Here is a 24,792-nt window from a genome sequence, read left to right as displayed (position 1 = left end):
CCACTCCCCGCTGTTCTCTCATTGAATGTACGAAGGCGAAACGGCTCGCAGCACATCGTGCACCCGTTGCATGACCGCGTCGGAAAGACGCGCCAATTTTTCCTCGCTGTCTTGCAGCGAAATCCCCTTCACGCCGAAGTACGCCTTCATTTTCGGCTCCGTCCCTGATGGACGCAGACAAAACCACGAGCCATCCTCCAAGATATACTTGAGCACATTGGATGTCGGCAAATCAATGGCCGTTTTTTCGCCGGTCAACGTGTTCGTCCGCTCTTTCGTTTTGTAATCCTCAATCACCGTCACCTTTTTCCCCGCGGCCTCCACCGGCGGCTGTTGGCGGAACGACGCTAAAATCGCGGCAATCGCCTCTGCTCCTTCTTTGCCTTTCAGCGTGAGCGATCGTTGCCCCTCGCGATAATAGCCGTACTGGTCAAACAATTGCAAGAGCGCCTCATACAACGATAGCCCTTGCTTTTTATAAAACGCGCACACTTCCGCCGCGAGGACAGCCGCCTGCACGGCATCTTTGTCGCGGACAAAACCGCCGATCAGATACCCATAGCTTTCCTCATATCCGAACTGGAACGCATATTGCCCTGTTTGTTCGTATTCCTTCATTTTTTCGCCGATGAATTTGAAACCGGTCAACGTATCGACCGTCTCAAGACCAAACGATTGGGCGATCGCCCGACCAAATTCAGACGTCACGATCGTTTTTAAGACAACACCATTTTCCGGCAGAGTGCCTTGAGCTTTTCGTTGCGACAGCAAATAGTGGAGCAACAAGCCGCCGGTTTGATTGCCGGTCAGCACGACATAGTTTCCCTTGTCATTTTTAACCGCCACGCCCAGCCGGTCGGCATCCGGGTCGGTGGCGATCAACAGATCGGCGTTTACTTGCTTGCCCAACTCCATCGCCATGGCGAAGGCCGCGTGTTCTTCCGGATTGGGCGAGGCGACCGTCGAGAAATTCGGATCCGGCAACTCCTGCTCTTTGACGACAAAGACGTTTTGGTAGCCGAGCTCAGCGAGCGCGCGGCGCACCGGTTTGTTTGACGTGCCGTGAAGCGGCGTAAACACGATATTGATCGCCGTTTCCCGAGCGAGCTCTGGATGGATGGAAATCGTTTTGACCGCATGGATATAAGCATCATCGACTTCGCTTCCGATGATGCGAATAAGGCCTTTTTCTCTTAACGTTTTCTCATCTTCCACATGAATGGCGAGCTCATTTTCGACTTCATTGACATAGCGGATCACTTGGTCGGCGACAGCAGGCGGCAGCTGGCCCCCGTCCTCTCCATATACTTTATAGCCGTTATATTCGGGCGGATTATGGCTAGCGGTGATGACAATGCCGGCAAACGCCCGCAAATAGCGAACAGCAAACGACAGTTCCGGCGTTGGACGCAATTCATCAAACACGTATGTTTGAATGCCGTTCGTAGCCAACGTTTTCGCCGCCTCCATCGCAAATTCCGGCGACTTATGCCGGGAGTCATAGGCAATGACGACCCCGCGTTGCTTCGCCTCATCGCCAAACGATTGTATGTATCGCGCCAATCCTTCCGACGCTTTTCGAACCGTGTAAATGTTCATCCGGTTCGTTCCCGGTCCAATCTCGCCGCGCATCCCACCGGTGCCAAACTCGAGATTTTTGTAAAAGCAATCTTCGAGCCACCGTTCATCATCGCTGTGTTGGTTCAGCAGCTGCTTCAACTCCGGATCGAGCTGCGGAGCATGAAGCCATTGTTCGTATTTTTGTCTCCAGTCCATCGGTTGCCCCCCTATCTTGATTTCCCCTTTTTATGTATTCGCTGCTATCATACAATATACCTGCCAAAAGAAAAAGGATGCCCTGGAAAAAATGTGGGCATCCTTTTCCCCATTACCCTTGCGGCTGCGACGGTTCCGAAATGTTCGTCAACGCCTGTTCAGCCGCTTCGTTTGATGCGCTGTTCGTCGCAATATCGCCTAGCGCAACAATGCCTTGTAGCTGGTTGTTTTCCACGATCGGCAAACGGCGAACTTGATGTTGGGCCATGACATTCGCGGCTTCCTGTACGCTCATATTCGGCGTACCGGTGACGACTTGGTTCGTCATGACCTCCGCTACTTTGACGGTCGACGGGTCTTTTCCTTGGGACGAAACACGCAACGTAATATCGCGGTCCGTAATCATCCCTTTGACTTGCCCGTTTTCCACAACAGGAAGCGCCCCAATATTTTTTTGGCTCATGATTTGCGCTGCTTCTTGCACCGTTTGGTTCGGCGAAATCGTTGCGACGTTTTTCGTCATAATGTCCTGCACTTTGTTTCCGCTGTTGTTCGTCAATGTGATCCTCTCCTTTCACCGATTAGTATGGCTCGTTTGTCGAGCGATATAGATAGAAAATGTTGTTTTCTTTCCTGCCCTTTGCCGGTTATGAATGGACGTGCCGTTTTCCATCCCTTATAATGGAGCTGAACAGTGTAAGATCGGGCAACGGTGTCTGCAACGGAAGAAGGGGAGAAGGATGGAACAAGAAAAACGCGCGGAACACTTGCTTTTGGCGGCATGGGCGACTGCGCTCATCGCCACCCTCGGAAGCCTTTATTTTTGAAACAGCTGGGCATCGACTTAAAATTGTTCAACTTGCTCGAATTTGAAGACGGTTGGGACATATACCATATTGAAGCAACCCCGACCATTGTCCATTATGAAAACGGCAAAGAGGCAAAACGCATCGAAGGATACCATGATGAGGAAACGTTTCGCCGATGGTTTGCCTCACTGCCAATGCCAAAAAAATAAGGAGCTGCACCTTTTACAAGACGCAGCCCCTTGCCCTACATCACCCACTGATTCACAGCGGGAACATACATGCTGCACGGCATCGCCCGCTTATGGATAAACTGCTTGGCCCGAAATGGAAAGGTGATGCCATGACGAGCCAAAATGTTTTGGTTGCGGGCAAACAGCCATTCATATTGGTCGCACTCTCCATGTTCCCCGATATATTCAATGACGGTAATGAGCGACTGCAGCGCCGAAATGATTTGGAAAGCCTCCTTCATTGTTCCATTATATGCCACATGTTCGTGGTCCAGCGAAAGAATGCCCCATTCCTCAAATTGACGGATTTGTTCATCATCGAAGTAATACGGGAACACATCGGTATAAAAGTAGTTGAGCAAATACTGCATGTAATGCTCTTGTTCCGGAGTCGCTGCATACATCATTTTCAACGTCCATACCACCTTTTCTCGCCGCAATGCTTGCGTTCTCCATCACTAAGACGATACTATGAGTGTACCATATCTCGCGCAAGGATAGGGGTAGAAAGTGTTTCCACGACTACAGGGAACTGGGAGGGTGACAACCTTTGTGGACAAGAAAAGGCGATTGGCTGGAATGCATCATCCCTAGCTGGTGGAGCGGTTTGACGATTGAACAGCTCCTGAAAGACGTATGGGCCGCCTCGAAAAAGCTCGCCCACCGTTGGCGGATGGAACACGGCGTCAAACTGAACGGCCAGGCTGTTCCCTGGAAGACGGTGCTCAACGAACGCGACCGGCTTCAGCTTTACGCATATGAGCCGGAGCCGTCGTTCATCGTTCCAGAATATCGGGAGCTTTCGATTTTATGGGAGGACGACCATCTGCTCGTCGTAAACAAAGAAGCCGGTATCGACATTCATCCGTCCGAACCGGGGCAAACCGGCACGCTCGCCAATGCGGTCGCGTTTTATTTGCAGTCGCAGGCAATTTTAACAAAAGTGCGCCACATTCATCGGCTCGACCGCGACACGTCGGGAGCGATTTTATTTGCCAAACACCCGCTTGCCGGTGCGACGCTCGATCGGATGCTCGCCCACCGTGCCATCAAGCGGACGTACGTCGCCCTTGTTCACGGTCGTTTGTCCCCGGAATCAGGAACCATTTCCGCGCCAATCGGCCGCGACCGCCACCATCCAACGCGCCGGCGCGTCTCGAAGACGGGGACAAAAGCGGTGACACACTATCGCGTCATCAAAACATTCCCGTCAACATCGCTTGTCGAGCTTTCTCTCGAGACTGGACGGACGCACCAAATCCGCGTCCATTTGGCCCATCTCGGCCATCCGCTCGTCGGCGATGTGCTTTATGGCGGCAAACCAGTGTTTCATCGCCATGCGCTTCATGCCGCTAAGCTAACGTTCCGCCATCCGTTTACAAATGAGGAAGTCGTCTGCCTCGCACCGACGGACGACTTTCCCGTTCCCCTTCCATCCGTTTACAGCCAAGAACACTGCTAACGTTTCGCGGCACGCCAAAGCAGGCGCCCCCAAGGCAGACGCAAAAAAGGCAGACGTTTCCCCGTCTGCCTTACAAACGCAGCTGCTCTTCTTCAACGTCCGCCGTTTCGCTTTCTTCCTCTCGATCCGGTTCTTTTTTCACCACCTCGAGCGTCTTGACGTGATGACCATCCATCTCTTTGACCGTAAAGAGATAGTTGTCGATTTCCACAGTATCGCCTGTTTTGATGTCATAATGCTTCGTCAACACCCAACCGCCGATTGTATCGACATCGTCATCATCGATTTCAAGCCCTAACAAATCGTTCACTTCGCTAATGAGCACCTTGCCATCCAAAATGAACCGATCGCCAATGTTTTGGATAAGCGGCGTTTCATCGATATCGAACTCATCCTGGATTTCACCGACAATTTCTTCCAAAATATCCTCAACTGTTACCAATCCGGATGTGCCGCCGTACTCGTCGACTAAAATCGCCATATGGATGCGTTCTTTTTGCATTTTGACCAACAAATCGTGAATGGCGATCGATTCAATCACTTGAATGATCGGGCGGATATAGTCTTTCATCTGCTTTTCGTTGGACGGATTGGCAATAAAGTCCGTAAACACCTCTTTCACGTTGATGAGTCCAAGCACATGGTCTTTATCGCCGTCAATGACCGGATAGCGCGTATACTTTTCTTCGCGAATGATGTCCAAGTTTTCCTTGACGCTTTTGTTAATATCGAGCGCGACAATTTCTTTGCGCGGCACCATAATTTCTTTCGCTATGCGGTCGTCAAAACGAAAAATGTTATTGACATAGCGGTACTCTGACTGATTGATCTCCCCGCTTTTGTAGCTTTCTGATAAAATGAGGCGCAACTCCTCCTCAGAGTGGGCGATTTCATGCTCCGCCACTGGCCTGAGGCCAAACAGGCGCGTCACGAGCCGCGCAGAGTTGTTGAGCGTCCAAATGAACGGATACATGATTTTGTAAAACCAGATGAGCGGCTGGGCCGTAAACAGCGTAATCGCTTCCGCCTTATGAATGGCAAGCGTCTTCGGCGCTAATTCACCGACGACAACATGCAAAAAGGTGATGAGCGAAAACGAAATGATAAACGCTAAAAAGTGGGAGACGGATTCCGATAAATGGAGGCGTTCAAACAGCGGCAGCAACATCCGCGCCACCGTCGGCTCCCCGAGCCAGCCAAGGCCAAGCGAGGTGAGCGTAATGCCGAGCTGGTTCGCCGATAAATAGCCGTCCAAATTCGAAATCACTTTTTTCGCCGCGACCGCCCGTCGGTTCCCTTCATTGACAAGCTGATCGATGCGCGAGCTGCGCACCTTGACGATCGCAAATTCAGAAGCGACAAAAAAGGCGGTGCAAGCGATGAGAAACGCCACCAACAGCAAACTGGCTATATCCAATTCGTCTCCGAGCGCGGATGAAGCGCCCAGATTACACCTCCTGCACACAAAGGTTTCCATTGCAGCTGATAGACGATGATGCCGCTGGGCCGCCTTAGGCGGCCCAATATGTTACGATTCCTCATTATTGTTCCCTTGGGTGAAAATGAGCACATATTTCAGCAGTTCAAACACGGCGATCAACGTTGCCGCGACGTATGTCAGCGCCGCCGCGCCAAGCACTTTGTTTACGCCTCGCGCTTCATTTGGGGCGATCAACCCTTCAGCCAGCATAAACCGCTTCGCCCGTGCGCTCGCGTTAAACTCCACCGGCAAGGTAATGATTTGGAAGGCCACCGCCAGCGAGAAAAACAAAATGCCGAGTCCAATCAGCGAAAATTGATGGAGCACAAATCCAACGAGCAACAACAACGGCGCAACGCCCGAAGCGAAGTTCACAATCGGAAACATCCGGTGGCGAAGGACGAGCGCCGCGTAGCCTTGCTGGTGTTGAACGGCATGGCCAACCTCGTGGGCGGCAACGGAAATGGAAGCGATTGAACGCCCATAAAAGACCGGCTCCGACAAACGGACCGTGCGGGAAATCGGATCATAATGGTCGGACAATCTCCCTGGCACGACCTCCACCGGCACATGGTGCAACCCGTGGCGGTCTAAAATCATGCGCGCCACTTCCGCCCCCGTCAACCCCGATGAGGCTGGAACTTCAGACCAGGCATTGAAATTGCTTGATACCTTCCATTGCGCCCAAAGCGATATCAGGAAGGCGATAAAAATGAAAATATCCATCGGATGGAATAGCATCACAGCACCCTCCGTTTTTTCAATGTTCATCAAATGTGTATACTATTATTTATTGTACTTGCTCACCTTTTCATACGTCAAACGGCTCGCTCCGGTTTCAAAAAAAAAAAAAAAAAAACAGCACCTGCATCGAGGCGCTATTTGGCTGATGGGGACATCAAAAATTGAAATTGTCTGGGTCAGGACCGACCCGTTTGTTCAAGTTCAACGCGTCGATCTGTTTCATTTCTTCGTCGGTCAGCGAGAAATCAAAAATATCAGCGTTTTCCTTGATCCGCGCCGGCGTCACCGACTTCGGGATCGTCACGACGCCGTGCTGCAAATCCCAACGCAACACGACTTGCGCTGGCGTTTTCCCGTATTTTTTGCCAATTTCAACGATTGTCGGTTCGGTTAAAATTTCCCCGCGCATGAGCGGCGACCATGCCTCAAGCTGGATGCCGTTTTCCCGGCAAAACGTAAGCAACTCTTTTTGCGTCAGGCGCGGGTGATACTCGACTTGGTTGACCATCGGCTTAATTTCGCAGTCAGCCAGCACATCTTGCAAATGGTGAATTTGGAAGTTGCTGACGCCAATCGCGCGCACATAGCCGTCTTTATACAGCTTTTCCAGCGCTTTGTACGTCTCTTTATACTTCCCTTTCACCGGCCAGTGGACTAAGTACAGGTCAACATAATCAAACCCAAGCTTTTTCAAGCTTGCATCAAACGCCTTCAGCGTCGTCTCATACCCTTGGTCGGTGTTCCATACTTTCGTCGTCACAAATACTTGCTCGCGCGGAATGCCGGATTCACGGATCGCTTGCCCGACCCCTTCTTCGTTTTCGTAAAAAGCGGCCGTGTCAATATGGCGATAGCCAATTTCCAACGCGGTGCGCACCGCGCTTTTTACTTCCTCGCCCTCCTTTACTTTGTAGACGCCAAGGCCAACCCAAGGCATTTTCACCCCGTTATGCAAAGTGGCGCAATCTTGCAGGCCGTTCATATCCTCTCCTCCTCGAGCGTCATTATAGTTTCATTATGGGAAAAGAGGGAAAGAAAATCAAAATATATGCTTGCTCTCCTTTCTCACTTCCCCGCGTCCCTCTTGTTCTTTCTTTAGGGGAAAATCAACGCAAAAACGAGGGGAAACATTCCCCTCGCGCTGTTATTGCATTCCTTCTTTCATTCATTCGGCGATTTGCAGCGTGCGGCTCCTTTCCCGACGCAGTCAGAAACATGCGAACGGAAAAGCTGTCAATTGGACTTGCAGATCGGCTCCTGACTCTTATTTGGCCACGCTCATCGAGGCGCGCTCCACTTCAGCTTCGTTCGGATGAAACTCGTTTTCCATTTTCGAAACAACCACTGTCGCTACAGCGTTGCCGATGATGTTCGTAATCGCCCGCGCCTCGGACATAAAGCGGTCGACCCCGAGCAACAAGGCGATGCCTTCGACCGGAATCATCGGAAATGCTGCCAACGTTGCAGCCAGCGTAATAAAGCCGGAACCGGTAACCCCTGCTGCCCCTTTCGAGGTGAGCATTAAGACGCCAAGCAACGTCAGCTCTTGCCAAATGGTTAAATCAATGCCGTACGCTTGGGCGATGAAAATGGCTGCCATCGACAAGTAAATCGATGTGCCGTCTAGGTTAAACGAATACCCGGTCGGAACGACAAGACCAACAACCGATTTCGAGCACCCGTATTTTTCCAAACGTTCCATCAGCCGCGGCAGCGCTGATTCAGACGAAGACGTGCCCAAAACAAGCAACAGTTCCTCTTTGATATAAGCGAGAAACTTAAAGATGTTAAACCCATAAAACTTGGCAATCCCGCCAAGCACGACGAAAATGAAAAGCGCCATCGTAATGTAAACAGAACCCATCAGTTTACCGAGCGACACGAGCGAACCAAGGCCGAACGTGCCGATCGTATACGCCATCGCGCCGAACGCGGCGATCGGCGAAACTTTCATGACCATATTGACGACGCCAAAGAAAATTTCAGCGATTCGCTCAAACAACGAAAGCACCGGTTTGGCTTTCTCCCCTAACCCTGCTGCCGCCAAGCCAAACAGGACGGCGAAGAAGAGTACCGGAAGCAATTCTCCGCTGGCCATCGCTGCGACGACGTTATCCGGGATAATACTGAGCACGAAATCGACAAACCCGTGGCTCGTCTCTTCCGCCTGCTTCGTATATTGCGAAATGTCGCCGCCTTTTACGGCATCGGTGTTAAACCCGACCCCTGGTTTGACAAGGTTGACGACGACAATCCCGATCGCCAACGCAAACGTCGTGACAATTTCAAAATAAATGAGCGCCTTGCCGCCGATGCGGCCGACTTTTTTCAAGTCGCCCATATTGCCGATCCCGATGACGACCGTGAAGAAAATGATCGGCGCAATCACCATTTTAATCAGCTTAATAAATCCGTCTGCCAATACTTTTAACTTCGCTCCGAATTCTGGAAATAGAAATCCGACAATGATCCCTAAAATAATGCCGATGATGACTTGCACCGTCAAGTTTTTCAGTTTTCTCCGCATTTCTCCCACTCCTTGCGATATATTGGTAACGCTTTCAACATTATCATAAAGAAAAATCGTTGAAATAAAAATATTATGGTGATAATGGTCGTTTTGGTCTTTTTGGTCTCAAACGTTTACAAAAACTGCATCTATCGCCATAAAAGAAGCTTCCGTCACCGGAAGCTTATTCATCGGATTTCTTGATTTCATTCAAAAGTCTAGAACCGAACTGCCTCGTAAATTCCTGATACAGCGGGGCCAATTTCCGTTCCCATCTCCGTTTTTCTGTTTCCGACAGCAAATAAAGATGGACATCCTCACGCCGCTTCAGCTGCTGCAATTCCCGTTCGTTTTGCGCCTTTGACTCCTGCAAATTCCATTGTGTTGCTTCAGCCATCGCTTCAGTTATTTTTTGCTGGATGTCTTTTGGCAAATGGTCCCAAAATGCTTGGTTCATCATCACGGCATAACCAAGGTACCCGTGGTTGCTGATGGTGATGTAAGGCTGAAACTTGTAGAAACTTTTTGAGTAAATGTTGGAAATCGTATTTTCCTGACCGTCAAACTCATGCTGCTCAAGCGCCCGATACACATGGTCAAATGAGACAGCAACCGGTTCTCCGCCAAGCAGGCGAAACTGTTTTTCGATCACTTCGCTCGGCATAATGCGAAAGCGCAAGCCGCGGAAGTCATCAGGTGCGATAAGCGGGCGGGTGGTGCTCATCATTTGCTTAAATCCGTTGCTCCAAAGCGCCAACCCTTTGATTTTCTTCGCCTCAAGCATTCCGAGTAGCTCAGCCCCGATTTCTCCAGTAAAGACGCGGCACACGTCGTCCTCATCGCGGAACAAAAACGGCAAATCGAGCACTTGCCATTCGGGGACAAGCTCTGTCACCTTTGAAAATGATGGCGCGATCATTTGCACATCGCCGCGCAACAGCGCATCAAGCTCCTCGCCGTCCGAATAGAGCGAACCGTTCGGAAACACCTCAACTTTGACGCGGCCATCGGTCTTTTGTTCGACAAGCTCGGCAAACTTTTGCGCCGCCAACCCTTTTGGCGTGTTTTCCGCAACAACATGGCTAAAGTAAATAATAATTTGGTTTTGCAGCCCCTTTTGTTCATCATCATAAACAAGCGGCTCCCGGCCGACTTGCTGGCTCACCGCCCATCCAGCCAACCCGATGCTGGCGAACAGAAGGAGCAGCCACCATTTCCAACTGTTTCTCATCATCCACACCATTTTCGTCCTTGATTTTTTCATCTCTTTTATCATATCAGAGGAATCATGCTAAAATAAATGATAATGACTGTTTCGAAAAAAGAGGAGTCTCGCCATGAATCGGCTGCCGATCCGTTGGAAAATCACGATTTTAATTTTTGTCATCGTCAGTTTTTCGATGCTGCTGAGCGGCTTGTTTATCATCAGCGATTTTTTTCATACAAAAGAAGAAGAACTGAGCCAGCGCGCCTTGTTGACAGCGCGCACAGTGTCTGAACTGCCGGAAGTCAAACACCACATTGTCGGCGACAAGCAAAGCCGGGCGCTCGTCAACATGATCGTCGAACGGGTGCGCGTCATCCACAGCGCTGACTATATTGTCGTACTCGATATGAACAAAGTTCGCCTCTCCCACCCGCTCCCAGCAATGATCGGCACCATTTCCCACGGCGCCGATGAAGGGCCGGCATTTGCCGAGCATACGTACACCTCGAAAGCGCGTGGGGAAATCGGAACCGTGATCCGCGCCTTCGTCCCCATTATGAACAGCGATCACGAACAAATCGGCGTCGTCATCGCCGCCTACCGGCTGCCGACATTTTGGGAAGCGATGAGCACAGTAAAAGAGGAAATTGCGATAGCGATCGTTTTGTCGCTGCTCGCCGGCGGAAGCGGAGCTTGGCTGCTTGCCTCCCACATTAAGCGGCAAATGTTCCAGCTCGAGCCGCATGAAATCGCCAAACTGCTCATCGAGCGGACGGAAGCGTTCAACGCCATGCATGAAGGCGTCATCGCCATTGACAGCGATGAACGCATCACGATTTTCAACGATCGGGCGAAACAAATGCTTGGCGTCGAAGGAGATGTCATCGGGCAGCCGATCCGCTCTGTCATCCCGGATACACATCTTCCGGAAATTCTTGAGGTAAACAAACCGATTTATAATCGTGAGCTGCAAATCGGCAACTTGACGATCTGGAGCAACCGCATCCCGATCAAGGTCAACGGGAAAACAGTCGGCGCCATTGCCATTTTCCAAGACCGCACGGAAGTCAAGCGGCTGGCCGAAGAACTGACAGGAGTGAAAGCGTTTGTCCATGCCCTGCGCGTGCAAAACCATGAATACATGAACAAGCTCCACACGATCGCCGGCCTCATCCAGCTCGGCCATATCGAAAAAGCGCTCGAGTACGTGTTCCAAGTTACAGAGGAACAGGCAGAACTGACGCAGTTTTTAAGCCGCAACATCAAAGACGAAAGCATCTCCGGGCTATTGTTAAGCAAAATCCGCCGCGGCAAAGAGCTCGGCATTCGCGTGACGATCGACCGGCACAGCCGTCTGCACCGTTTTCCACCGCGCCTTGATCACCATGATTTCGTCGTGATCCTCGGCAATTTAATCGAAAATGCATTTGATTCGTTCCGCAACGTCGCCGGCCGCGAGAAGGAAGTATACGTCAGCATCGAACAAAATGAGGATGTCTGCTCCCTCTCTGTCGAAGACAACGGCCAAGGCATCGCCCGCGAACATCTCGACCGCATTTTTGAAGAAGGCTTCTCCACAAAAGGGAGCGATGGCCGCGGCATCGGCTTATATTTAGTCAAACAAATCGTGGACAAAGGAAACGGACAAATCGAGGTTCAATCAGAAGAAGGAAAAGGCACCATCTTTACGATCACATTTGACATGTAACATAGCAAGGAAGCCTAGCGAAACAGCGCTGGTGTCTTTCTCCATCATGTAAACAGGCTCCATCCGTGCAAAGGAGGAAAAGCATGTACCGTGTACTGCTCATTGAAGACGATCCGATGGTCCAGGAAGTGAACCGGCAAATGATCGAACAAGTGGACGGCTTCACCGTCGTCGGCCTTGCCGGAAACGGTGAAGAAGGGCTCCGCCTCATCGACGAGCTGCGTCCCGATTTAGCGATGATTGATATTTACATGCCGCAGCTAGACGGCCTTGAAACAGTAAAGCAAATCCGCGCTCGCGGCCATGAAGTTGATATCATCGCCATCACAGCGGCAAGCGACATTGAAACAGTGCGCCGCGTCCTGCAAAACGGCGCCTTCGATTACATTTTGAAACCGTTTAAATTTGAACGGCTCAAACAGGCGCTGGGAAATTACTGGTCGTTCCGCCAGTCGCTTGCAGAAAAGGAATCGCTCACCCAGGCAGAACTCGATGCACTACGGCAAACGGCTGAACAACCTGCCGCCTCGCTCCCTGAACTTCCGAAAGGATTAAACGAAGTGACGTTGGAAAAAGTCGTCGCCTACTTGCGCCAGCACCGCTTCCCTGTTTCCGCCGAGGAAGTGGCCGAGGGCGTCGGCATCGCCCGTGTGACGGCCCGCCGCTACTTGGAATACCTTGAGAAAACGGGACAAGTGATACTCGATGTGCAATACGGCGGCGTCGGACGCCCCGTCAACCGCTATCAGTTGAAACGACTATAGCCTACCCGGTAGCCCACACGATTAACCGGGTGGGCAACTCTTCTTGTTTTCGCGGAACATTTCCTGTCTCCAGCCAATGGTAAAGAAGGTGAAACGCTCTTTCCCCAAGCGTAAAATGGGGGAGCGCCACTCGTCGCCGCTGTTTGGGGCGGGGCGCATGTCGCCTTGCACACCAAACAACAAGCCAAAACGAACAAACAGAAAAAATAGGGAAACGAGTCTGTTTGTTTCCACCGTTTCAATTGGTATAATGGGGGGGATATGGAACGTAGGGAGGAATGAACATGATTCGATACTGGAAACTGTTGTTCTCTCTCGCTGTCGCCTTCGTCTTGCTGGTTGGCTGTGGAACGAAAGAGCACGAGACGACACAGGCGGCAAAGGAAGAGCAGACAGCCGCCGATCAAAAACCATCGTCTGATGCGCCGTCATCCAAGAACCCTTCTCCTTCGAAGGAAGCAAAAGAGCAAACATCAACGAAAAAGAACGAAGAAGAGCAACGAGCGGCAGGAGGAGGACAACCCGCTGCTTCACAACCGACCATTTCATTGTCCTACCAAGATGGAAACCAAACCGTCACGAAAACCGCAACGCTGCAAACAAGCAACAATCAGCATTTTTCCCTCTATGTTTTGGAAGGATGGACCCTTGACGCCGAAGAACCGGGCGCCGATGTCTTGCTTCATGGCGAAGCATTCGCCCGCATTCGCTTGCTTTCGGAGGGGGAAACAAACTACGAGCAACTAGCGCAAGAACATGCCCAAGCGGTTGACGCCAACGCCGCCCACCAACAAACGAACGGATTGCCTAAGCCGTTCGCTGATGCGGTTTGGTACACTGCACAAGCGGACGGCGCCACCGTTCATGTCATCGCCAGCGCCCAACCAGCGCCAATGCTATTGACCGTGCACGCTCCACGCAACGAAGACGTGCTTGGCGCCGTGCTCGCCATGGCGGCGACGCTGCAAAAGCAATAACTTATTTTAGGGAGGGCGATTGCCCTCCCTTTCCAAAAAGAAAAACCCCCTTTTTTCAGCTGCCAGAGGGTCAAACGAGCTGCTTGCTCTCTTCTTTGCGGAAAAATGTTTTCATCGCGTGGAACACATCTGATTTTTGCTTCAAAATATAATAGCGGAACTTTTCATCCTTAATATTGCGATACGCCGACATGAGTGTGGAATGGCGGTTGTACTGGTTGACTTCCCCATACCCAAACATGTTCGACACTTTCATCAGCTCTTGAACAAGCTTCACACAGCGGGCATTGTCCGATGTCAAGTTGTCGCCGTCGGAGAAGTGGAACGGATAAATGTTGTAGCGCGACGGAGAATACTTCGTTTCGATCAGTTCCAGCGCCTTGCGGTAGGCGGATGAGCAAATCGTCCCGCCGCTTTCCCCTTTCGTGAAAAATTCATCCTCGCTGACAACTTTCGCTTCCGTATGATGGGCGATAAAGGCGATGTCGACTGTTTCGTACTTCGTGCGCAAAAAACGCGTCATCCAAAAGAAGAAACTGCGCGCCATGTATTTTTCCCACATGCCCATCGAGCCGCTTGTGTCCATCATGGCCAAGACAACGGCCTTCGATTCCGGCTTGACGACTTCATTCCACGTTTTAAACTTTAAATCTTCGCGGTAAATCGGGTAAAAGCCTGGTTTGCCGCTCATGGCGTTGCGCTTGAAGGCAGCGAGCATCGTCCGCTTTTTATCGATGTTCCCCATCAACCCGGTGCGGCGAATGTCGTTAAATTCGATATGTTGAACGACATTTTGATCCAGTTCTTTCCGCTGCAAGTTCGGCAGCTCCAGTTGGCTGAAGAGTGCTTCTTCGATTTCCATCAACGACACTTCAGCCTCGTAATAATCTTGACCTGGCAAGTCGCCGGCTCCTTGGCCTTTTCCTGGCCCTTGCCCCTCCCCGCTTCCGTCTCTGGCCACGACATCGCCGACTTGGCTGTCTCCGTTTCCTTGGCCGACATGTTTGTTTTTCTCATAGTTGTAGCGAATTTTATATTCATCCAGCGAGCGAATCGGAATCTTAATTACATCGCGTCCGTTGGACATAATGATGCTTTCTTCCGTAATCAAATCCGGCAAATTGTTTTTGATCGCTTCCTTTACCTTTTCTTGATGCCGCTTTTGATCGTCATATCCTTTGCGGTGGAGGGACCAGTCTTCTTTCGATACAACGAAATTCCCTTTCATATTTTCCCCTCCTTTGTTAAAATGGTTCTCACACTTTTCACTTTCCCGCATATACTTATGTTGGCGTCATCAAAACGGACCATCACTATGCCAAGTTGTTTATTTTATCCTATGCAAAAATTCAAAATAATTGACAGATGAATGCCGAAAATAGAAAAGCGAACAACGGACGGACAAGCCCGATTATCGATGCAAAAAAGCATGCCCCGGCGCTCGAGGCATGCCTAGCGGTTCAACAAGCTGCCGACATAACGGAGCAATTCATTGGCTGACGTGGAGTTGTACCCGTATTCATCAATGAGGCGGGCGACGACTTCGTTAATTTTTTTCAACTGCTGCTCATCCGGTGTTTTCGTCGACGTTGTAATTTTGACAATGTCCTTTAAATCCGCAAACAATTTCTTCTGGATCGCTTCCCGCAACCGTTCATGTGAATTATAATCAAACCGCTGTCCTTTTCGTGCATATGCCGAAATGCGAATTAAAATTTCTTCGCGAAACGCTTTTTTCGCATTTTCGGAAATGCCGATTTGTTCCTCGATCGAGCGCATCAGCTTTTCATCCGGATTCATTTCCTCACCCGTAAGCGGATCGCGCAGTTTCGTTTTGTTGCAATACGCCTCGACGTTGTCCAAATAGTTATCCATCAACGTTTTCGCCGACTCTTCATATGAGTACACGAACGCCTTTTGCACTTCTTGCTTGGCGATTTCGTCATACTCTTTGCGCACGAGCGAAATGAAGTTCAAGTACCGCTCGCGGTCTTCCTTCGTGATCGACGGATGCTGATCCAACCCTTCTTTCAACGAACGAAGCACATCAAGCGCATTGATCGACGGCACTTCTTTCCGAATGATGCAAGCCGAAATGCGGTTGATGACATAGCGAGGGTCAATGCCGCTCATTCCTTCGTCGGGATGTTCTTTTTTCAACTCTTCAACGTCCACTTCGTTGAACCCTTCGATCATTTCCCCATCGTATAGACGCATTTTTTTCAATAAATCCACATCCGGCCGCTTTGACTCTTTCAGCCGAGTCAAAATCGTAAACATGGCCGCAATCCGCAACGTATGCGGGGCGATATGCACGTCGGCGACATCGCTTTCGCGGATCATTTTTTCGTAAATGCGCTCTTCTTCCGAGACGCGCAAGTTGTATGGAATCGGCATGACGATGATGCGCGAATGGAGCGCCTCGTTCTTTTTGTTGGCGATGAACGACCGATATTCCGTTTCGTTCGTATGAGCGATAATCAATTCGTCGGCGCTGATTAAAGCAAACCGCCCAGCCTTGAAATTGCCTTCTTGCGTCAGCGACAGCAAATGCCAAAGAAATTTTTCATCGCACTTTAACATCTCTTGAAATTCCATAATCCCGCGGTTGGCTTTGTTCAGCTCGCCGTCAAACCGGTACGCGCGCGGGTCGGACTCGGAGCCGTATTCCGCGATCGTTGAAAAATCGATGCTTCCCGTTAAATCGGCGATGTCTTGCGATTTTGGATCAGACGGACTGAACGTCCCGATGCCGACGCGGCGGTTTTCCGAGAAGAAAATGCGCTCCACTAGCACGTCTTCAATGCGTCCGCCGTACTCTTTCTCAAGCCGCATCATATTGAGCGGCGACAGCTCGCCTTCGATGCGAATGCCGTATTCGCGGTAAAAATCGTCGCGCAAATGGTGAGGAATGAGGTGAAGCGGGTCTTCATGCATCGGGCACCCTTTAATCGCATAAACGGCTCCGCGCTCCGTTTTGGAGTACTCCTCAAGCCCGCGCTTCAGGAGCGTTACCAACGTCGATTTCCCGCCGCCGACCGGCCCCATCAGCAGCAAAATCCGTTTCCGCACATCAAGCCGCTTCGCCGCCGGGTGGAAATATTCCTCAACGAGCCGCTCAAGCGCCTCCTCAAGCCCGAACAGGTGCTGGCTAAAAAACTTATATCGTTTCCGCCCATTCACCTCTTCGACCCCAGCATCTTTGATCATATTATAAACACGCGAATGAGCCGACTGGGCCACCCACGGCTTTTCTTTTAAAATCTTTAAATACTCCGCGAACGTCCCTTCCCATTTCAGCTTTTCTTCTTCTTCCCGGTACCGTGCGATCTTTTGTAAAATATCCATAAAGGACCTCCTCACCCTTGGATGTCTAACAGCAAGATTATTACAATTTATGCGAGGATGTCCCGTATCATTCGCCGCAAAAAAAATTTTGTCTCTCCGTCCTAACCTGTTCTCATTCACATGCTTGGCCATATTCGCTATAATAAAGGGGAAACGCATACCACTTTCATTGCAAGGGAGGAAAAGCGATGCGCACATTGCTTATGTTAGGGGTTATCATTGCGTTTTTGACGGCCATTTTCACCGCCGGCTACGAGGACAAACCGGGCGTTAAACAATAAGGCACAAAAAAACGACCTCCGCAACGAAGGTCGTTTTTTTGTTTACGAAAGCCCATGAAACCGTTGCTGGCGCAGCGCCTCGTACACTAAAATCGCCGCCGTATTGGATAAGTTCAGCGAACGGACTTTGTCGTTCATCGGAATGCGCAGGCAACGGTCCATATTGGCTTCAAGCAGTTCTTTCGGCAGCCCGGTCGTTTCGCGTCCAAACACAAAGAAAATGTCTTTTTCCGTATCGCTGAAATCAAACGAATCGTAGTATTGGCGGCCGAATTTCGTAATAAAGTAAAATTCGCCGTGCGGAAACCGGGCAAACAGTTCATCGAGCGAATCGTAATACGAAATGTTGACGTACGGCCAATAGTCAAGGCCGGCGCGCTTTAACATTTTATCATCCGTTGAAAACCCAAGCGGACGAATCAAGTGAAGCGCCGTATCCGTAGCCGCGCATGTGCGGGCGATATTCCCGGTATTAGCCGGAATTTCTGGTTGGTACAGTACTACATGGAGCGGCATTTCGTTCACCTCAGCAACATCGTTTATTTGCGGTCAATGATGTGAAAAAATTTATACCGAATGTTTGGCGTATAGGCGCTTGAATCTTCATACGACCAATAGCGCATTCGGCTGTTTGTCGTATGGGCGTTCACAAGCGGCATCCCGTTCTGATCTTTCGCCACCACAATCGTTGAGTGGTCGAAGCGTCCGTCCCCTTGAAAATCATAACAAATGACATCCCCTGCCATCAATTGTTCCGGCTCGGCTACTTCGACCGCCTGCAAGCCAATGCGCGCTCCGCTTAAATACCAGCGCAGCGAATGGGCGACCGCCCAGCTGTAACTCCAACTTCCGTTTTGACACCACCATCCCCTCGCCCGGTTCGGATAGCCCGTCATCGGCGCTCCGCCCGCATACAAACATTGGGAAACAAAATTCGTGCAATCAACGGCAAAGGAAGGAAACGCCGGGTTATGGCGGTTCCACCACATTTCTGCATACCGCACCGCCCGGGCGCGGTCATACTGGTAAGAAAGACGATCTCCCGTCCATTGCTCTCGTTCGACGCGCGGCGCCTCCATATCCCCCCCCAATCGGTTGATCGGTTCATCAGCAACAAGCTCACCGCCAACAAAACAGGCGCATCGCTCCTCAACCTGTTCTTCTATATATAGTGAACCCCTTTGCTTAATTAAAAATTGATGGTGGGCAATATACATCACTTTCGCTTCCCGCTCGATGGTCTGCCTGCCGACAATTTGCCCCCGGATCGTGCAACGGACGATCTCCGCACCGCGCTTTTGGCAAAGCTGTTGCTTTCTTGCCGCCTCTTCGCTTCGGATATTGCTTTCCGACACAAACGAGCGGGCTCGCTCATCCAACCACGCGCGCAACTGTTTTTTCATGCTGCTTTCCACCACTTTCGTTTTTGTTACTACCTTATGTGGGGAAGCTGCGTTTTTTTCCCTATTCCTTTGCCTCAGCCAACAGTTTTAGTCCTTTTTCAATCTCAGCGATCACATCGGCATCCGCCTCCGTTTGCCGCGCGGCCTCCAAATAAGGCTTAGCGCTTGGATCCCCGATTTTCCCGAGCGCCCACGCCGCCGTCCCGCGGATGACCGGGCGACTGTCTTCTTTTAACAACCGGAGTAAATGCGGCACTGCCGTCCGGTCTTTGTAGTGAGCGAGGGCAATAATCGCATTGCGCTGAATCGGTTTTTTCCCGCGCCATGAACCGGCCATCGCACCAAACTTCTCTTGAAACTCACGGTTCGTCATGTCAAGAAGCGGAACCAGCTTCGGTTTGGCCGCCTCCGGATCCGGCTCGAATTCCGGATGCAAATGAAAGTCTTTTCCCTTATTTTCCGGGCAGACTTGCTGGCATGTATCGCAGCCATACAGCCGATTCCCGATTTTCTCTCGAAACTCGTCGGCCAAAAATCCTTTCGTTTGCGTTAAAAAGGAAAGGCACCGCTGTGCGTTCAGTTGTCCCCCTTGCACAAGCGCCCCGGTCGGGCAGGCATCAATGCATTTCGTGCACGTGCCGCATCGGTTTTCAACCGGTTCATCAGGGGGAAATGGAATATTCGTAATCATTTCTCCCAAATACACATACGATCCAAACTCTGGTGTAATAATAGAGCAGTTTTTGCCACTCCAACCGATCCCTGCCCGTTCCGCCACCGCCCGATCGGCGAGCTCTCCGGTATCCACCATCGAGCGAACGCGGGCATGGGGCACTTTGGCCAGCAAAAACTCCTCGAGCTGCTGCAAACGTTCCCGCAACACATCGTGGTAGTCCTTTCCCCATGAAGCGCGGCAAAAAACGCCGCGCCGTTCCGTCTTTGTCCCCCGCGGCGCATTTTTCATTTTAGACGGATAGGCAAGAGCAATGGCAATAATCGATTTTGCTTCCGGAAGAAGCAATGAAGGATTCGTCCGTTTCTCAATATCTGGTTCCTCAAAACCGGACTGATAGCCGAGCTCCTGCTGGCGGCGCAGCCGTTCCTTTAATTCCACAAACGGATCAGCGCTCGCAAATCCGATTTTATCAATGCCGATTGACCGACTGTACTCAATGACTTCCTGCTTTAATGCCATAACATCCATCGTTTTCCCTCCTTTCGTCATATATGGTAAAATGAAATCCGAGGTGATCAAGATGAAATGCGTGATATCAGAACAACTAAAGCAACGCCTTCCTTCTGGTAAATTCGGCGTCATCCGCTATTATCATATCGAGGTCAGCGATTCACCGCAAATGTTAAGGGGGCGGCTTGAGCTGTTTCAAGAATCTCTTTACATCGAGCTGCAGGAAAAGTCGATTGCCGACATTCCTGAAATGGTCGAATGGCGCCGTACTTTCAAACAAATCGGAACGGACCCAAGCCGCTATCGACCGTCAAGTGAAAGCCTGTACCGACGCATCCAGAAAAAAAGCTTCATTCCGCCTATCCATTCAGCGGCGGACATAAACAACTTTTTTTCACTCTATTATAAAATTCCGCTCGGCATCTATGATCTAGACCGCATCAACGGGACAGTGACGCTCACGATCGGCACGGAAAAAGATGAATACATCGCGTTAAACGGCCGCACAGTCAACTTTGCCAACAAACTCGTCAGCAAAGATGAACGAGGGCCGTTTGGCAGTCCGATCGTCGATTCGGAGCGGACCGCCGTGACGAGAGAAACGAAAAACGCTTTGCAAATCGTTTACTTTCTCCCATCAACGCCAGAAGAAACCGCCAAGCGCCAGCTTCAAGCCATCCAAACGATGTTTGTGCAAATTCATGGCGGCGAAGCCGACGCCCAATTGTTCGTTTGATCTTCTCCCCCCACTTTCCTGCCGTTGGAAACGGGGGACTCCCTCCCTACCTGAACTCTCTCCCTACGCTCACGCGTGGAAATGAGGGTCTTCTCGGTTTAGGGTGGTAAATAAAAAAACGCAATGCCTCGTTCTTTAACGAAACGAAACACTGCGTTGTCCCCAACAATCATAACGTAATTTTAAAGCTAACGAGAGATATTATAACAGACTTCCACACGCATCGCAAGAAAAAAACGCAAAAATCGACAAAAGAAATTGTACAAAAGGGCACCAGAATCTCTGGTGCCAGCAACCAGTGACCCGTACGGGATTCGAACCCGTGTTACCGCCGTGAAAGGGCGGTGTCTTAACCACTTGACCAACGGGCCATTATGGCGGAGAAGGCGGGATTTGAACCCGCGCGCCGCAAAACTGCGACCTAACGGTTTAGCAAACCGTCCCCTTCAGCCACTTGGGTACTTCTCCAAAGAAATGGCTCCGCAAGTAGGATTCGAACCTACGACCTACCGGTTAACAGCCGGTTGCTCTACCGCTGAGCTATTGCGGAATGATGAGTAAGAAACCTAGCCCAATACTTGCCCTGTCCCTTCCTCTGCCAGCTAATTCAAGGAAGCGAGATGCGTCGGGACAACTCGAAGCATATTCGACGATGCACCTGCTCGTCGCTGAGCTATTGCGGAATGATGAGTAAGAAACCTAGCCCAATACTTGCCCTGTCCCTTCCTCTGCCAGCTAATTCAAGGAAGCGAGATGCGTCGAGGCAACTCGCAGCGAATTCGAAGATGTGAAGCTCATCGCTCCGATTTTGCTGTGGAACGATGGGGCATTGTTCGCCCATTATTATAGCGAATGACCCAAAAATATTCAACGGAAAATAATGGGCCTAAGTGGACTTGAACCACCGACCTCACGCTTATCAGGCGTGCGCTCTGACCAGCTGAGCTATAGGCCCATCAAAAGCGGGTGATGGGAATCGAACCCACGACATCAGCTTGGAAGGCTGAGGTTTTACCACTAAACTACACCCGCATAATATTTGGCTTAACATCCGCCACGCTATTTCCATGCCCCTTCCTCTACCAGCTGATTCATAGAAGCCAGATGCGTCGGGGCAACTCGAAGCCAATTCGATGATGCAGATGCTCGTGGCTGAGGTTTTACCACTAAACTACACCCGCATAATATTTGGCTTAACATCCGCCACGCTATTTCCATGCCCCTTCCTCTACCAGCTGATTCATAGAAGCCAGATGCGTCGGGGCAACTCGAAGCCAATTCGATGATGCAGATGCTCGTGGCTGAGGTTTTACCACTAAACTACACCCGCATAATATTTGGCTTAACATCCGCCACGCTATTTCCATGCCCCTTCCTCTACCAGCTGATTCATAGAAGCCAGATGCGTCGGGGCAACTCGAAGCCAATTCGATGATGCAGATGCTCGTGGCTGAGGTTTTACCACTAAACTACACCCGCAAATATAGAATATAATGAAAAGGGCGACTAGTGGGAATCGAACCCACGCATGCCAGAGCCACAATCTGGTGCGTTAACCACTTCGCCATAGTCGCCTCGTTCTGGTGCCGGCTGCAGGACTTGAACCCGCAACCTACTGATTACAAGTCAGTTGCTCTACCAATTGAGCTAAGCCGGCACGATTTTAAAGTGCATGGCGGAGGAGGAGGGATTCGAACCCCCGCGCGCCTTGCGGCGCCTCTCGGTTTTCAAGACCGACCCCTTCAACCACTTGGGTACTCCTCCAAAAAAGCAACAATAATAATGGTGGACCTTGTAGGACTCGAACCTACGACCGGACGGTTATGAGCCGTCTGCTCTAACCAGCTGAGCTAAAGGTCCGATAATGGTGGCGGTGGAGGGGATCGAACCCCCGACCTCACGGGTATGAACCGTACGCTCTAGCCAGCTGAGCTACACCGCCAAATTTAAGTCAAAAGGTGGAGCCTATCGGGATCGAACCGATGACCTCCTGCTTGCAAAGCAGGCGCTCTCCCAGCTGAGCTAAGGCCCCATGATAAATCGGGAAGACAGGATTTGAACCTGCGACCTCACGGACCCGAACCGTGTGCTCTACCAAGCTGAGCTACTTCCCGACAAAACGCGCTCGAGAGGATTCGAACCCCTAACCTTCTGATCCGTAGTCAGATGCTCTATCCAATTGAGCTACGAGCGCACGTGCCGAGGGCCGGACTCGAACCGGCACGGTAGTTACCTACCCCAGGATTTTAAGTCCTGTGCGTCTGCCAATTCCGCCACCCCGGCGGAAGTGGAGCGGAAGACGGGGCTCGAACCCGCGACCCCCACCTTGGCAAGGTGGTGTTCTACCGCTGAACTACTTCCGCAAGACGATGAGCCATGGAGGACTCGAACCTCCGACCCTCTGATTAAAAGTCAGATGCTCTACCTACTGAGCTAATGGCTCATGGTTAGGATAACACTCTAAGCTTCATTTCACTCTACCTGCCCCTTCCTCTACAAGCTTATTCGAAGAAGTCAAGTGCGTCGGGGCAACTCGCAGCGAACTCGAAGATGCAACGCTCGTTACTGAGCTAATGGCTCATGGTTAGGATAACACTCTAGGTACTACCTAGCTCTACATACCTCTTCCTCTCCCAGCTTATTCGAGAAAGCGAAGTGTATCGAGGCAACTCGAAGCCTATTCGAAGATGTATCGCTCGTTTCTGAGCTCATGTTTCGCTAGTTGAATTTTTTCAAAATGGAAGATGCCGGCTGCAGGACTTGAACCCGCAACCTACTGATTACAAGTCAGTTGCTCTACCAATTGAGCTAAGCCGGCACATTTAACATGAGTTACTGGCTCATATGATCTGCTCGGTTGTGCCTCTTCCTCTACAAGCTGATTCGAGGAAGTCAAATGCTCGGTGTCCCTTCCTCTGCAAGCTTATTCAAAGAAGTGGGATGCGTCGGGACAACTCGCAGAAGATTCAACGATGCGAATGCTCGTCTCTACCAATTGAGCTAAGTCGGCATAATTATAGTTTGATGGTGGCTCGGGACGGAATCGAACCGCCGACACAAGGATTTTCAGTCCTTTGCTCTACCGACTGAGCTACCGAGCCATATATTATTTTTTAACTCGCTCGTTGAATTGCTCTGTGCCTCTTCCTCTACCAGCTGATTCAAAGACGCTCGATGCATTGAGGCAACTCGAAGCGAATTCGATGAAGCAGATGCTCGTCTCTACCGAATGAGCTGCTGAGCCGTATTTTTCATCTTTCACAATTTTGAAAGAATGGCGGTCCCGACGGGACTCGAACCCGCGATCTCCTGCGTGACAGGCAGGCATGTTAACCACTACACTACGGGACCAATTTTGGTTGCGGGGGCAGGATTTGAACCTGCGACCTTCGGGTTATGAGCCCGACGAGCTACCGGACTGCTCCACCCCGCGGCGATAGGAAATGATTCAGTTTCGATCATGCTCTAAGTAAATTTTTCGTTGCCCCTTCCTCTACTAACTGATTCGAGGAAGCCAGATGCGTCGGGGCAACTCGAAGCGGTTTCGAGGAAGCAAAGGCTTGTTGCTCCACCCCGCGGCGATAAGAATACACAATTGGTGTAAGTGGTGGAGGATGACGGGATCGAACCGCCGACCCCTTGCTTGTAAGGCAAGTGCTCTCCCAGCTGAGCTAATCCTCCACATGTTTTGCCTAGCAGCGACCTACTCTTGCAGGGGCGCTGGCCCCAACTACCATCGGCGCTGGAGGGCTTAACTTCCGTGTTCGGGATGGGAACGGGTGTTTCCCCTCCGCTATCACCACTAGGCAATGGCGACAAGTATTATTATAAGGGAATTGAGCTTATTGTCAAGGACTTCTTTTCATTCCTTCAAAACTAGATAACCGTTTTGGGAAGAAGCCGGGGCGCTTTCACTTTTCATTGTCTAGCTCCGGCTCGCCGCCGCTCGGGGTCAAATAACCTTCCCCCTCGGGGTGCTAGCACCCCTGCGGGTGAAGAACATTTGCCCGTCGCGGCGAACCGCTCGCCTCCGCTTTTCTAGGTTAAGCCCTCGATCGATTAGTATCCGTCAGCTCCACGTGTCGCCACGCTTCCACCTCGGACCTATCGACCTCGTCATCTTCGAGGGATCTTACCCGCCTGACGCGGTGGGAAATCTCATCTTGAGGGGG

The 24,792-nt window shown here is 50.9% G+C and carries 18 protein-coding genes, 21 tRNA genes, 2 rRNA genes and 2 pseudogenes; 7 read left to right on the top strand and 36 right to left on the bottom strand.

From position 1 onward, the window contains the following. Nucleotides 1-18: 18 nt before the first annotated feature. Entirely contained in the window at nt 19-1,776 is a 1,758-nt protein-coding gene (locus ETC02_RS05775; RefSeq protein WP_050368249.1) for a phospho-sugar mutase, read from the bottom strand. A 112-nt stretch (nt 1,777-1,888) separates the two neighbouring features. Then, nucleotides 1,889-2,335 carry a CBS domain-containing protein gene (locus ETC02_RS05770; RefSeq protein ID WP_011230073.1) on the bottom strand — a complete coding sequence of 149 codons (447 nt, stop codon included), beginning with the start codon at nt 2,333-2,335 and terminating at the stop codon, nt 1,889-1,891. Between the two features lie 94 nt (nt 2,336-2,429). Between ETC02_RS05770 and ETC02_RS18350 the strand changes: the two are divergent. Together ETC02_RS18350 and ETC02_RS05765 are read left to right on the top strand one after the other, a co-directional pair. Next, a pseudogene (locus ETC02_RS18350) lies at nt 2,430-2,600 on the top strand (disulfide oxidoreductase); the annotation flags it as partial. Next, a pseudogene (locus tag ETC02_RS05765) lies at nt 2,600-2,794 on the top strand (YbbN family protein); the annotation flags it as partial. The pseudogenes ETC02_RS18350 and ETC02_RS05765, both read left to right, overlap by 1 nt. Before the next feature lie 35 nt (nt 2,795-2,829). Here ETC02_RS05765 and ETC02_RS05760 read toward each other — a convergent pair. Beyond that, nucleotides 2,830-3,228, bottom strand: coding sequence for a YhcU family protein (locus tag ETC02_RS05760; protein ID WP_063210581.1), 399 nt, complete (start codon nt 3,226-3,228; stop codon nt 2,830-2,832). A 137-nt stretch (nt 3,229-3,365) separates the two neighbouring features. Between ETC02_RS05760 and ETC02_RS05755 the strand changes: the two genes are divergently transcribed. Further along, nucleotides 3,366-4,277, top strand: a complete 912-nt coding sequence (locus tag ETC02_RS05755) for an RluA family pseudouridine synthase (RefSeq protein ID WP_171698122.1) — start codon at nt 3,366-3,368, stop codon at nt 4,275-4,277. 70 nt (nt 4,278-4,347) lie between these two features. Here the strand turns inward: ETC02_RS05755 and ETC02_RS05750 are convergent, their stop codons facing one another. The 5 genes from ETC02_RS05750 to ETC02_RS05730 form a co-directional block, all read right to left on the bottom strand. Continuing rightward, the gene (locus ETC02_RS05750) at nt 4,348-5,694 is read right to left on the bottom strand and encodes a hemolysin family protein (RefSeq protein WP_171698121.1); all 1,347 of its coding nucleotides are present in this window, start codon (nt 5,692-5,694) and stop codon (nt 4,348-4,350) included. Between the two features lie 111 nt (nt 5,695-5,805). After that, the gene (locus tag ETC02_RS05745) at nt 5,806-6,498 is read right to left on the bottom strand and encodes a zinc metallopeptidase (protein WP_011230067.1); all 693 of its coding nucleotides are present in this window, start codon (nt 6,496-6,498) and stop codon (nt 5,806-5,808) included. 157 nt (nt 6,499-6,655) lie between these two features. Next, on the bottom strand, nt 6,656-7,483 hold the full coding sequence (locus tag ETC02_RS05740; RefSeq protein WP_171698120.1) for an aldo/keto reductase: 828 nt from the start codon (nt 7,481-7,483) through the stop codon (nt 6,656-6,658). A 282-nt stretch (nt 7,484-7,765) separates the two neighbouring features. Continuing rightward, on the bottom strand, nt 7,766-9,028 hold the full coding sequence (locus ETC02_RS05735) for a dicarboxylate/amino acid:cation symporter (protein ID WP_171698119.1): 1,263 nt from the start codon (nt 9,026-9,028) through the stop codon (nt 7,766-7,768). Between the two features lie 166 nt (nt 9,029-9,194). After that, entirely contained in the window at nt 9,195-10,241 is a 1,047-nt protein-coding gene (locus ETC02_RS05730; RefSeq protein WP_171698118.1) for a TRAP transporter substrate-binding protein, read from the bottom strand. A 106-nt stretch (nt 10,242-10,347) separates the two neighbouring features. Here ETC02_RS05730 and ETC02_RS05725 point away from each other — a divergent pair, with 106 nt between their 5' ends. From ETC02_RS05725 to ETC02_RS05715, 3 genes are all read left to right on the top strand, one after another. Then, entirely contained in the window at nt 10,348-11,925 is a 1,578-nt protein-coding gene (locus ETC02_RS05725; RefSeq protein ID WP_050368247.1) for an ATP-binding protein, read from the top strand. Between the two features lie 83 nt (nt 11,926-12,008). Next, the gene (locus ETC02_RS05720) at nt 12,009-12,689 is read left to right on the top strand and encodes a response regulator (protein ID WP_050368246.1); all 681 of its coding nucleotides are present in this window, start codon (nt 12,009-12,011) and stop codon (nt 12,687-12,689) included. 284 nt (nt 12,690-12,973) lie between these two features. After that, nucleotides 12,974-13,666: a hypothetical protein gene (locus tag ETC02_RS05715; RefSeq protein ID WP_050368244.1), complete on the top strand. Its 693-nt coding sequence runs from the start codon at nt 12,974-12,976 to the stop codon at nt 13,664-13,666. 70 nt (nt 13,667-13,736) lie between these two features. Here the strand turns inward: ETC02_RS05715 and yhbH are convergent, their stop codons facing one another. The 5 genes from yhbH to queG form a co-directional block, all read right to left on the bottom strand. Next, on the bottom strand, nt 13,737-14,894 hold the full coding sequence (gene yhbH, locus ETC02_RS05710; protein WP_050368243.1) for a sporulation protein YhbH: 1,158 nt from the start codon (nt 14,892-14,894) through the stop codon (nt 13,737-13,739). A gap of 224 nt (nt 14,895-15,118) precedes the next feature. Next, the gene (locus ETC02_RS05705) at nt 15,119-17,014 is read right to left on the bottom strand and encodes a PrkA family serine protein kinase (protein WP_050368242.1); all 1,896 of its coding nucleotides are present in this window, start codon (nt 17,012-17,014) and stop codon (nt 15,119-15,121) included. 323 nt (nt 17,015-17,337) lie between these two features. Then, the gene (trmL, locus tag ETC02_RS05700; protein WP_044742560.1) at nt 17,338-17,811 is read right to left on the bottom strand and encodes a tRNA (uridine(34)/cytosine(34)/5-carboxymethylaminomethyluridine(34)-2'-O)-methyltransferase TrmL; all 474 of its coding nucleotides are present in this window, start codon (nt 17,809-17,811) and stop codon (nt 17,338-17,340) included. 23 nt (nt 17,812-17,834) lie between these two features. Further along, nucleotides 17,835-18,698 (bottom strand): amidase domain-containing protein, encoded by an 864-nt coding sequence (locus ETC02_RS05695; protein WP_063210598.1) that lies wholly within the window; start codon nt 18,696-18,698, stop codon nt 17,835-17,837. Nucleotides 18,699-18,759: 61 nt separating this feature from the next. Next, nucleotides 18,760-19,902 carry a tRNA epoxyqueuosine(34) reductase QueG gene (queG, locus tag ETC02_RS05690; RefSeq protein WP_050368241.1) on the bottom strand — a complete coding sequence of 381 codons (1,143 nt, stop codon included), beginning with the start codon at nt 19,900-19,902 and terminating at the stop codon, nt 18,760-18,762. 52 nt (nt 19,903-19,954) lie between these two features. Between queG and ETC02_RS05685 the strand changes: the two genes are divergently transcribed. Then, nucleotides 19,955-20,620, top strand: coding sequence for a B3/B4 domain-containing protein (locus tag ETC02_RS05685; protein WP_047817816.1), 666 nt, complete (start codon nt 19,955-19,957; stop codon nt 20,618-20,620). A gap of 299 nt (nt 20,621-20,919) precedes the next feature. Here the strand turns inward: ETC02_RS05685 and ETC02_RS05680 are convergent. From ETC02_RS05680 to ETC02_RS05570, 23 genes are all read right to left on the bottom strand, one after another. Further along, nucleotides 20,920-20,991: transfer RNA gene (locus ETC02_RS05680), tRNA-Glu, on the bottom strand. 4 nt (nt 20,992-20,995) lie between these two features. Continuing rightward, nucleotides 20,996-21,088, bottom strand: a tRNA-Ser gene (locus ETC02_RS05675). Nucleotides 21,089-21,095: 7 nt separating this feature from the next. Next, nucleotides 21,096-21,170: transfer RNA gene (locus ETC02_RS05670), tRNA-Asn, on the bottom strand. 331 nt (nt 21,171-21,501) lie between these two features. Beyond that, nucleotides 21,502-21,575 (bottom strand) — tRNA-Ile (locus tag ETC02_RS05665). 6 nt (nt 21,576-21,581) lie between these two features. Continuing rightward, nucleotides 21,582-21,652, bottom strand: a tRNA-Gly gene (locus ETC02_RS05660). Between the two features lie 469 nt (nt 21,653-22,121). Continuing rightward, nucleotides 22,122-22,194, bottom strand: a tRNA-His gene (locus ETC02_RS05655). Between the two features lie 7 nt (nt 22,195-22,201). Then, nucleotides 22,202-22,277: transfer RNA gene (locus ETC02_RS05650), tRNA-Thr, on the bottom strand. Between the two features lie 16 nt (nt 22,278-22,293). Further along, nucleotides 22,294-22,384 (bottom strand) — tRNA-Ser (locus ETC02_RS05645). Nucleotides 22,385-22,403: 19 nt separating this feature from the next. Further along, nucleotides 22,404-22,480 (bottom strand) — tRNA-Ile (locus ETC02_RS05640). A gap of 5 nt (nt 22,481-22,485) precedes the next feature. After that, nucleotides 22,486-22,562 (bottom strand) — tRNA-Met (locus tag ETC02_RS05635). A gap of 17 nt (nt 22,563-22,579) precedes the next feature. Then, a tRNA-Ala gene (locus ETC02_RS05630) sits at nt 22,580-22,652 on the bottom strand. A gap of 8 nt (nt 22,653-22,660) precedes the next feature. Continuing rightward, nucleotides 22,661-22,734 (bottom strand) — tRNA-Pro (locus tag ETC02_RS05625). 6 nt (nt 22,735-22,740) lie between these two features. Next, nucleotides 22,741-22,814: transfer RNA gene (locus ETC02_RS05620), tRNA-Arg, on the bottom strand. A 3-nt stretch (nt 22,815-22,817) separates the two neighbouring features. Further along, a tRNA-Leu gene (locus tag ETC02_RS05615) sits at nt 22,818-22,903 on the bottom strand. 5 nt (nt 22,904-22,908) lie between these two features. Next, nucleotides 22,909-22,983: transfer RNA gene (locus ETC02_RS05610), tRNA-Gly, on the bottom strand. 7 nt (nt 22,984-22,990) lie between these two features. Next, nucleotides 22,991-23,063 (bottom strand) — tRNA-Lys (locus ETC02_RS05605). A gap of 302 nt (nt 23,064-23,365) precedes the next feature. Continuing rightward, a tRNA-Thr gene (locus ETC02_RS05600) sits at nt 23,366-23,438 on the bottom strand. A 207-nt stretch (nt 23,439-23,645) separates the two neighbouring features. Further along, nucleotides 23,646-23,721 (bottom strand) — tRNA-Phe (locus ETC02_RS05595). 174 nt (nt 23,722-23,895) lie between these two features. After that, nucleotides 23,896-23,971: transfer RNA gene (locus ETC02_RS05590), tRNA-Asp, on the bottom strand. 5 nt (nt 23,972-23,976) lie between these two features. Further along, a tRNA-Met gene (locus ETC02_RS05585) sits at nt 23,977-24,053 on the bottom strand. Between the two features lie 172 nt (nt 24,054-24,225). Beyond that, nucleotides 24,226-24,301: transfer RNA gene (locus tag ETC02_RS05580), tRNA-Val, on the bottom strand. Between the two features lie 9 nt (nt 24,302-24,310). Continuing rightward, nucleotides 24,311-24,427: ribosomal RNA gene (rrf, locus tag ETC02_RS05575) — 5S ribosomal RNA — on the bottom strand. A gap of 232 nt (nt 24,428-24,659) precedes the next feature. Beyond that, nucleotides 24,660-24,792, bottom strand: a 23S ribosomal RNA gene (locus ETC02_RS05570); the annotation flags it as partial.

This window comes from Geobacillus sp. DSP4a, assembly GCF_013096875.1.
GTDB classification, from domain to species: domain Bacteria; phylum Bacillota; class Bacilli; order Bacillales; family Anoxybacillaceae; genus Geobacillus; species Geobacillus thermophilus.
Note: the sequence above shows the minus strand (reverse complement) of the source record. Positions and strands in the feature narration are given on the sequence as shown.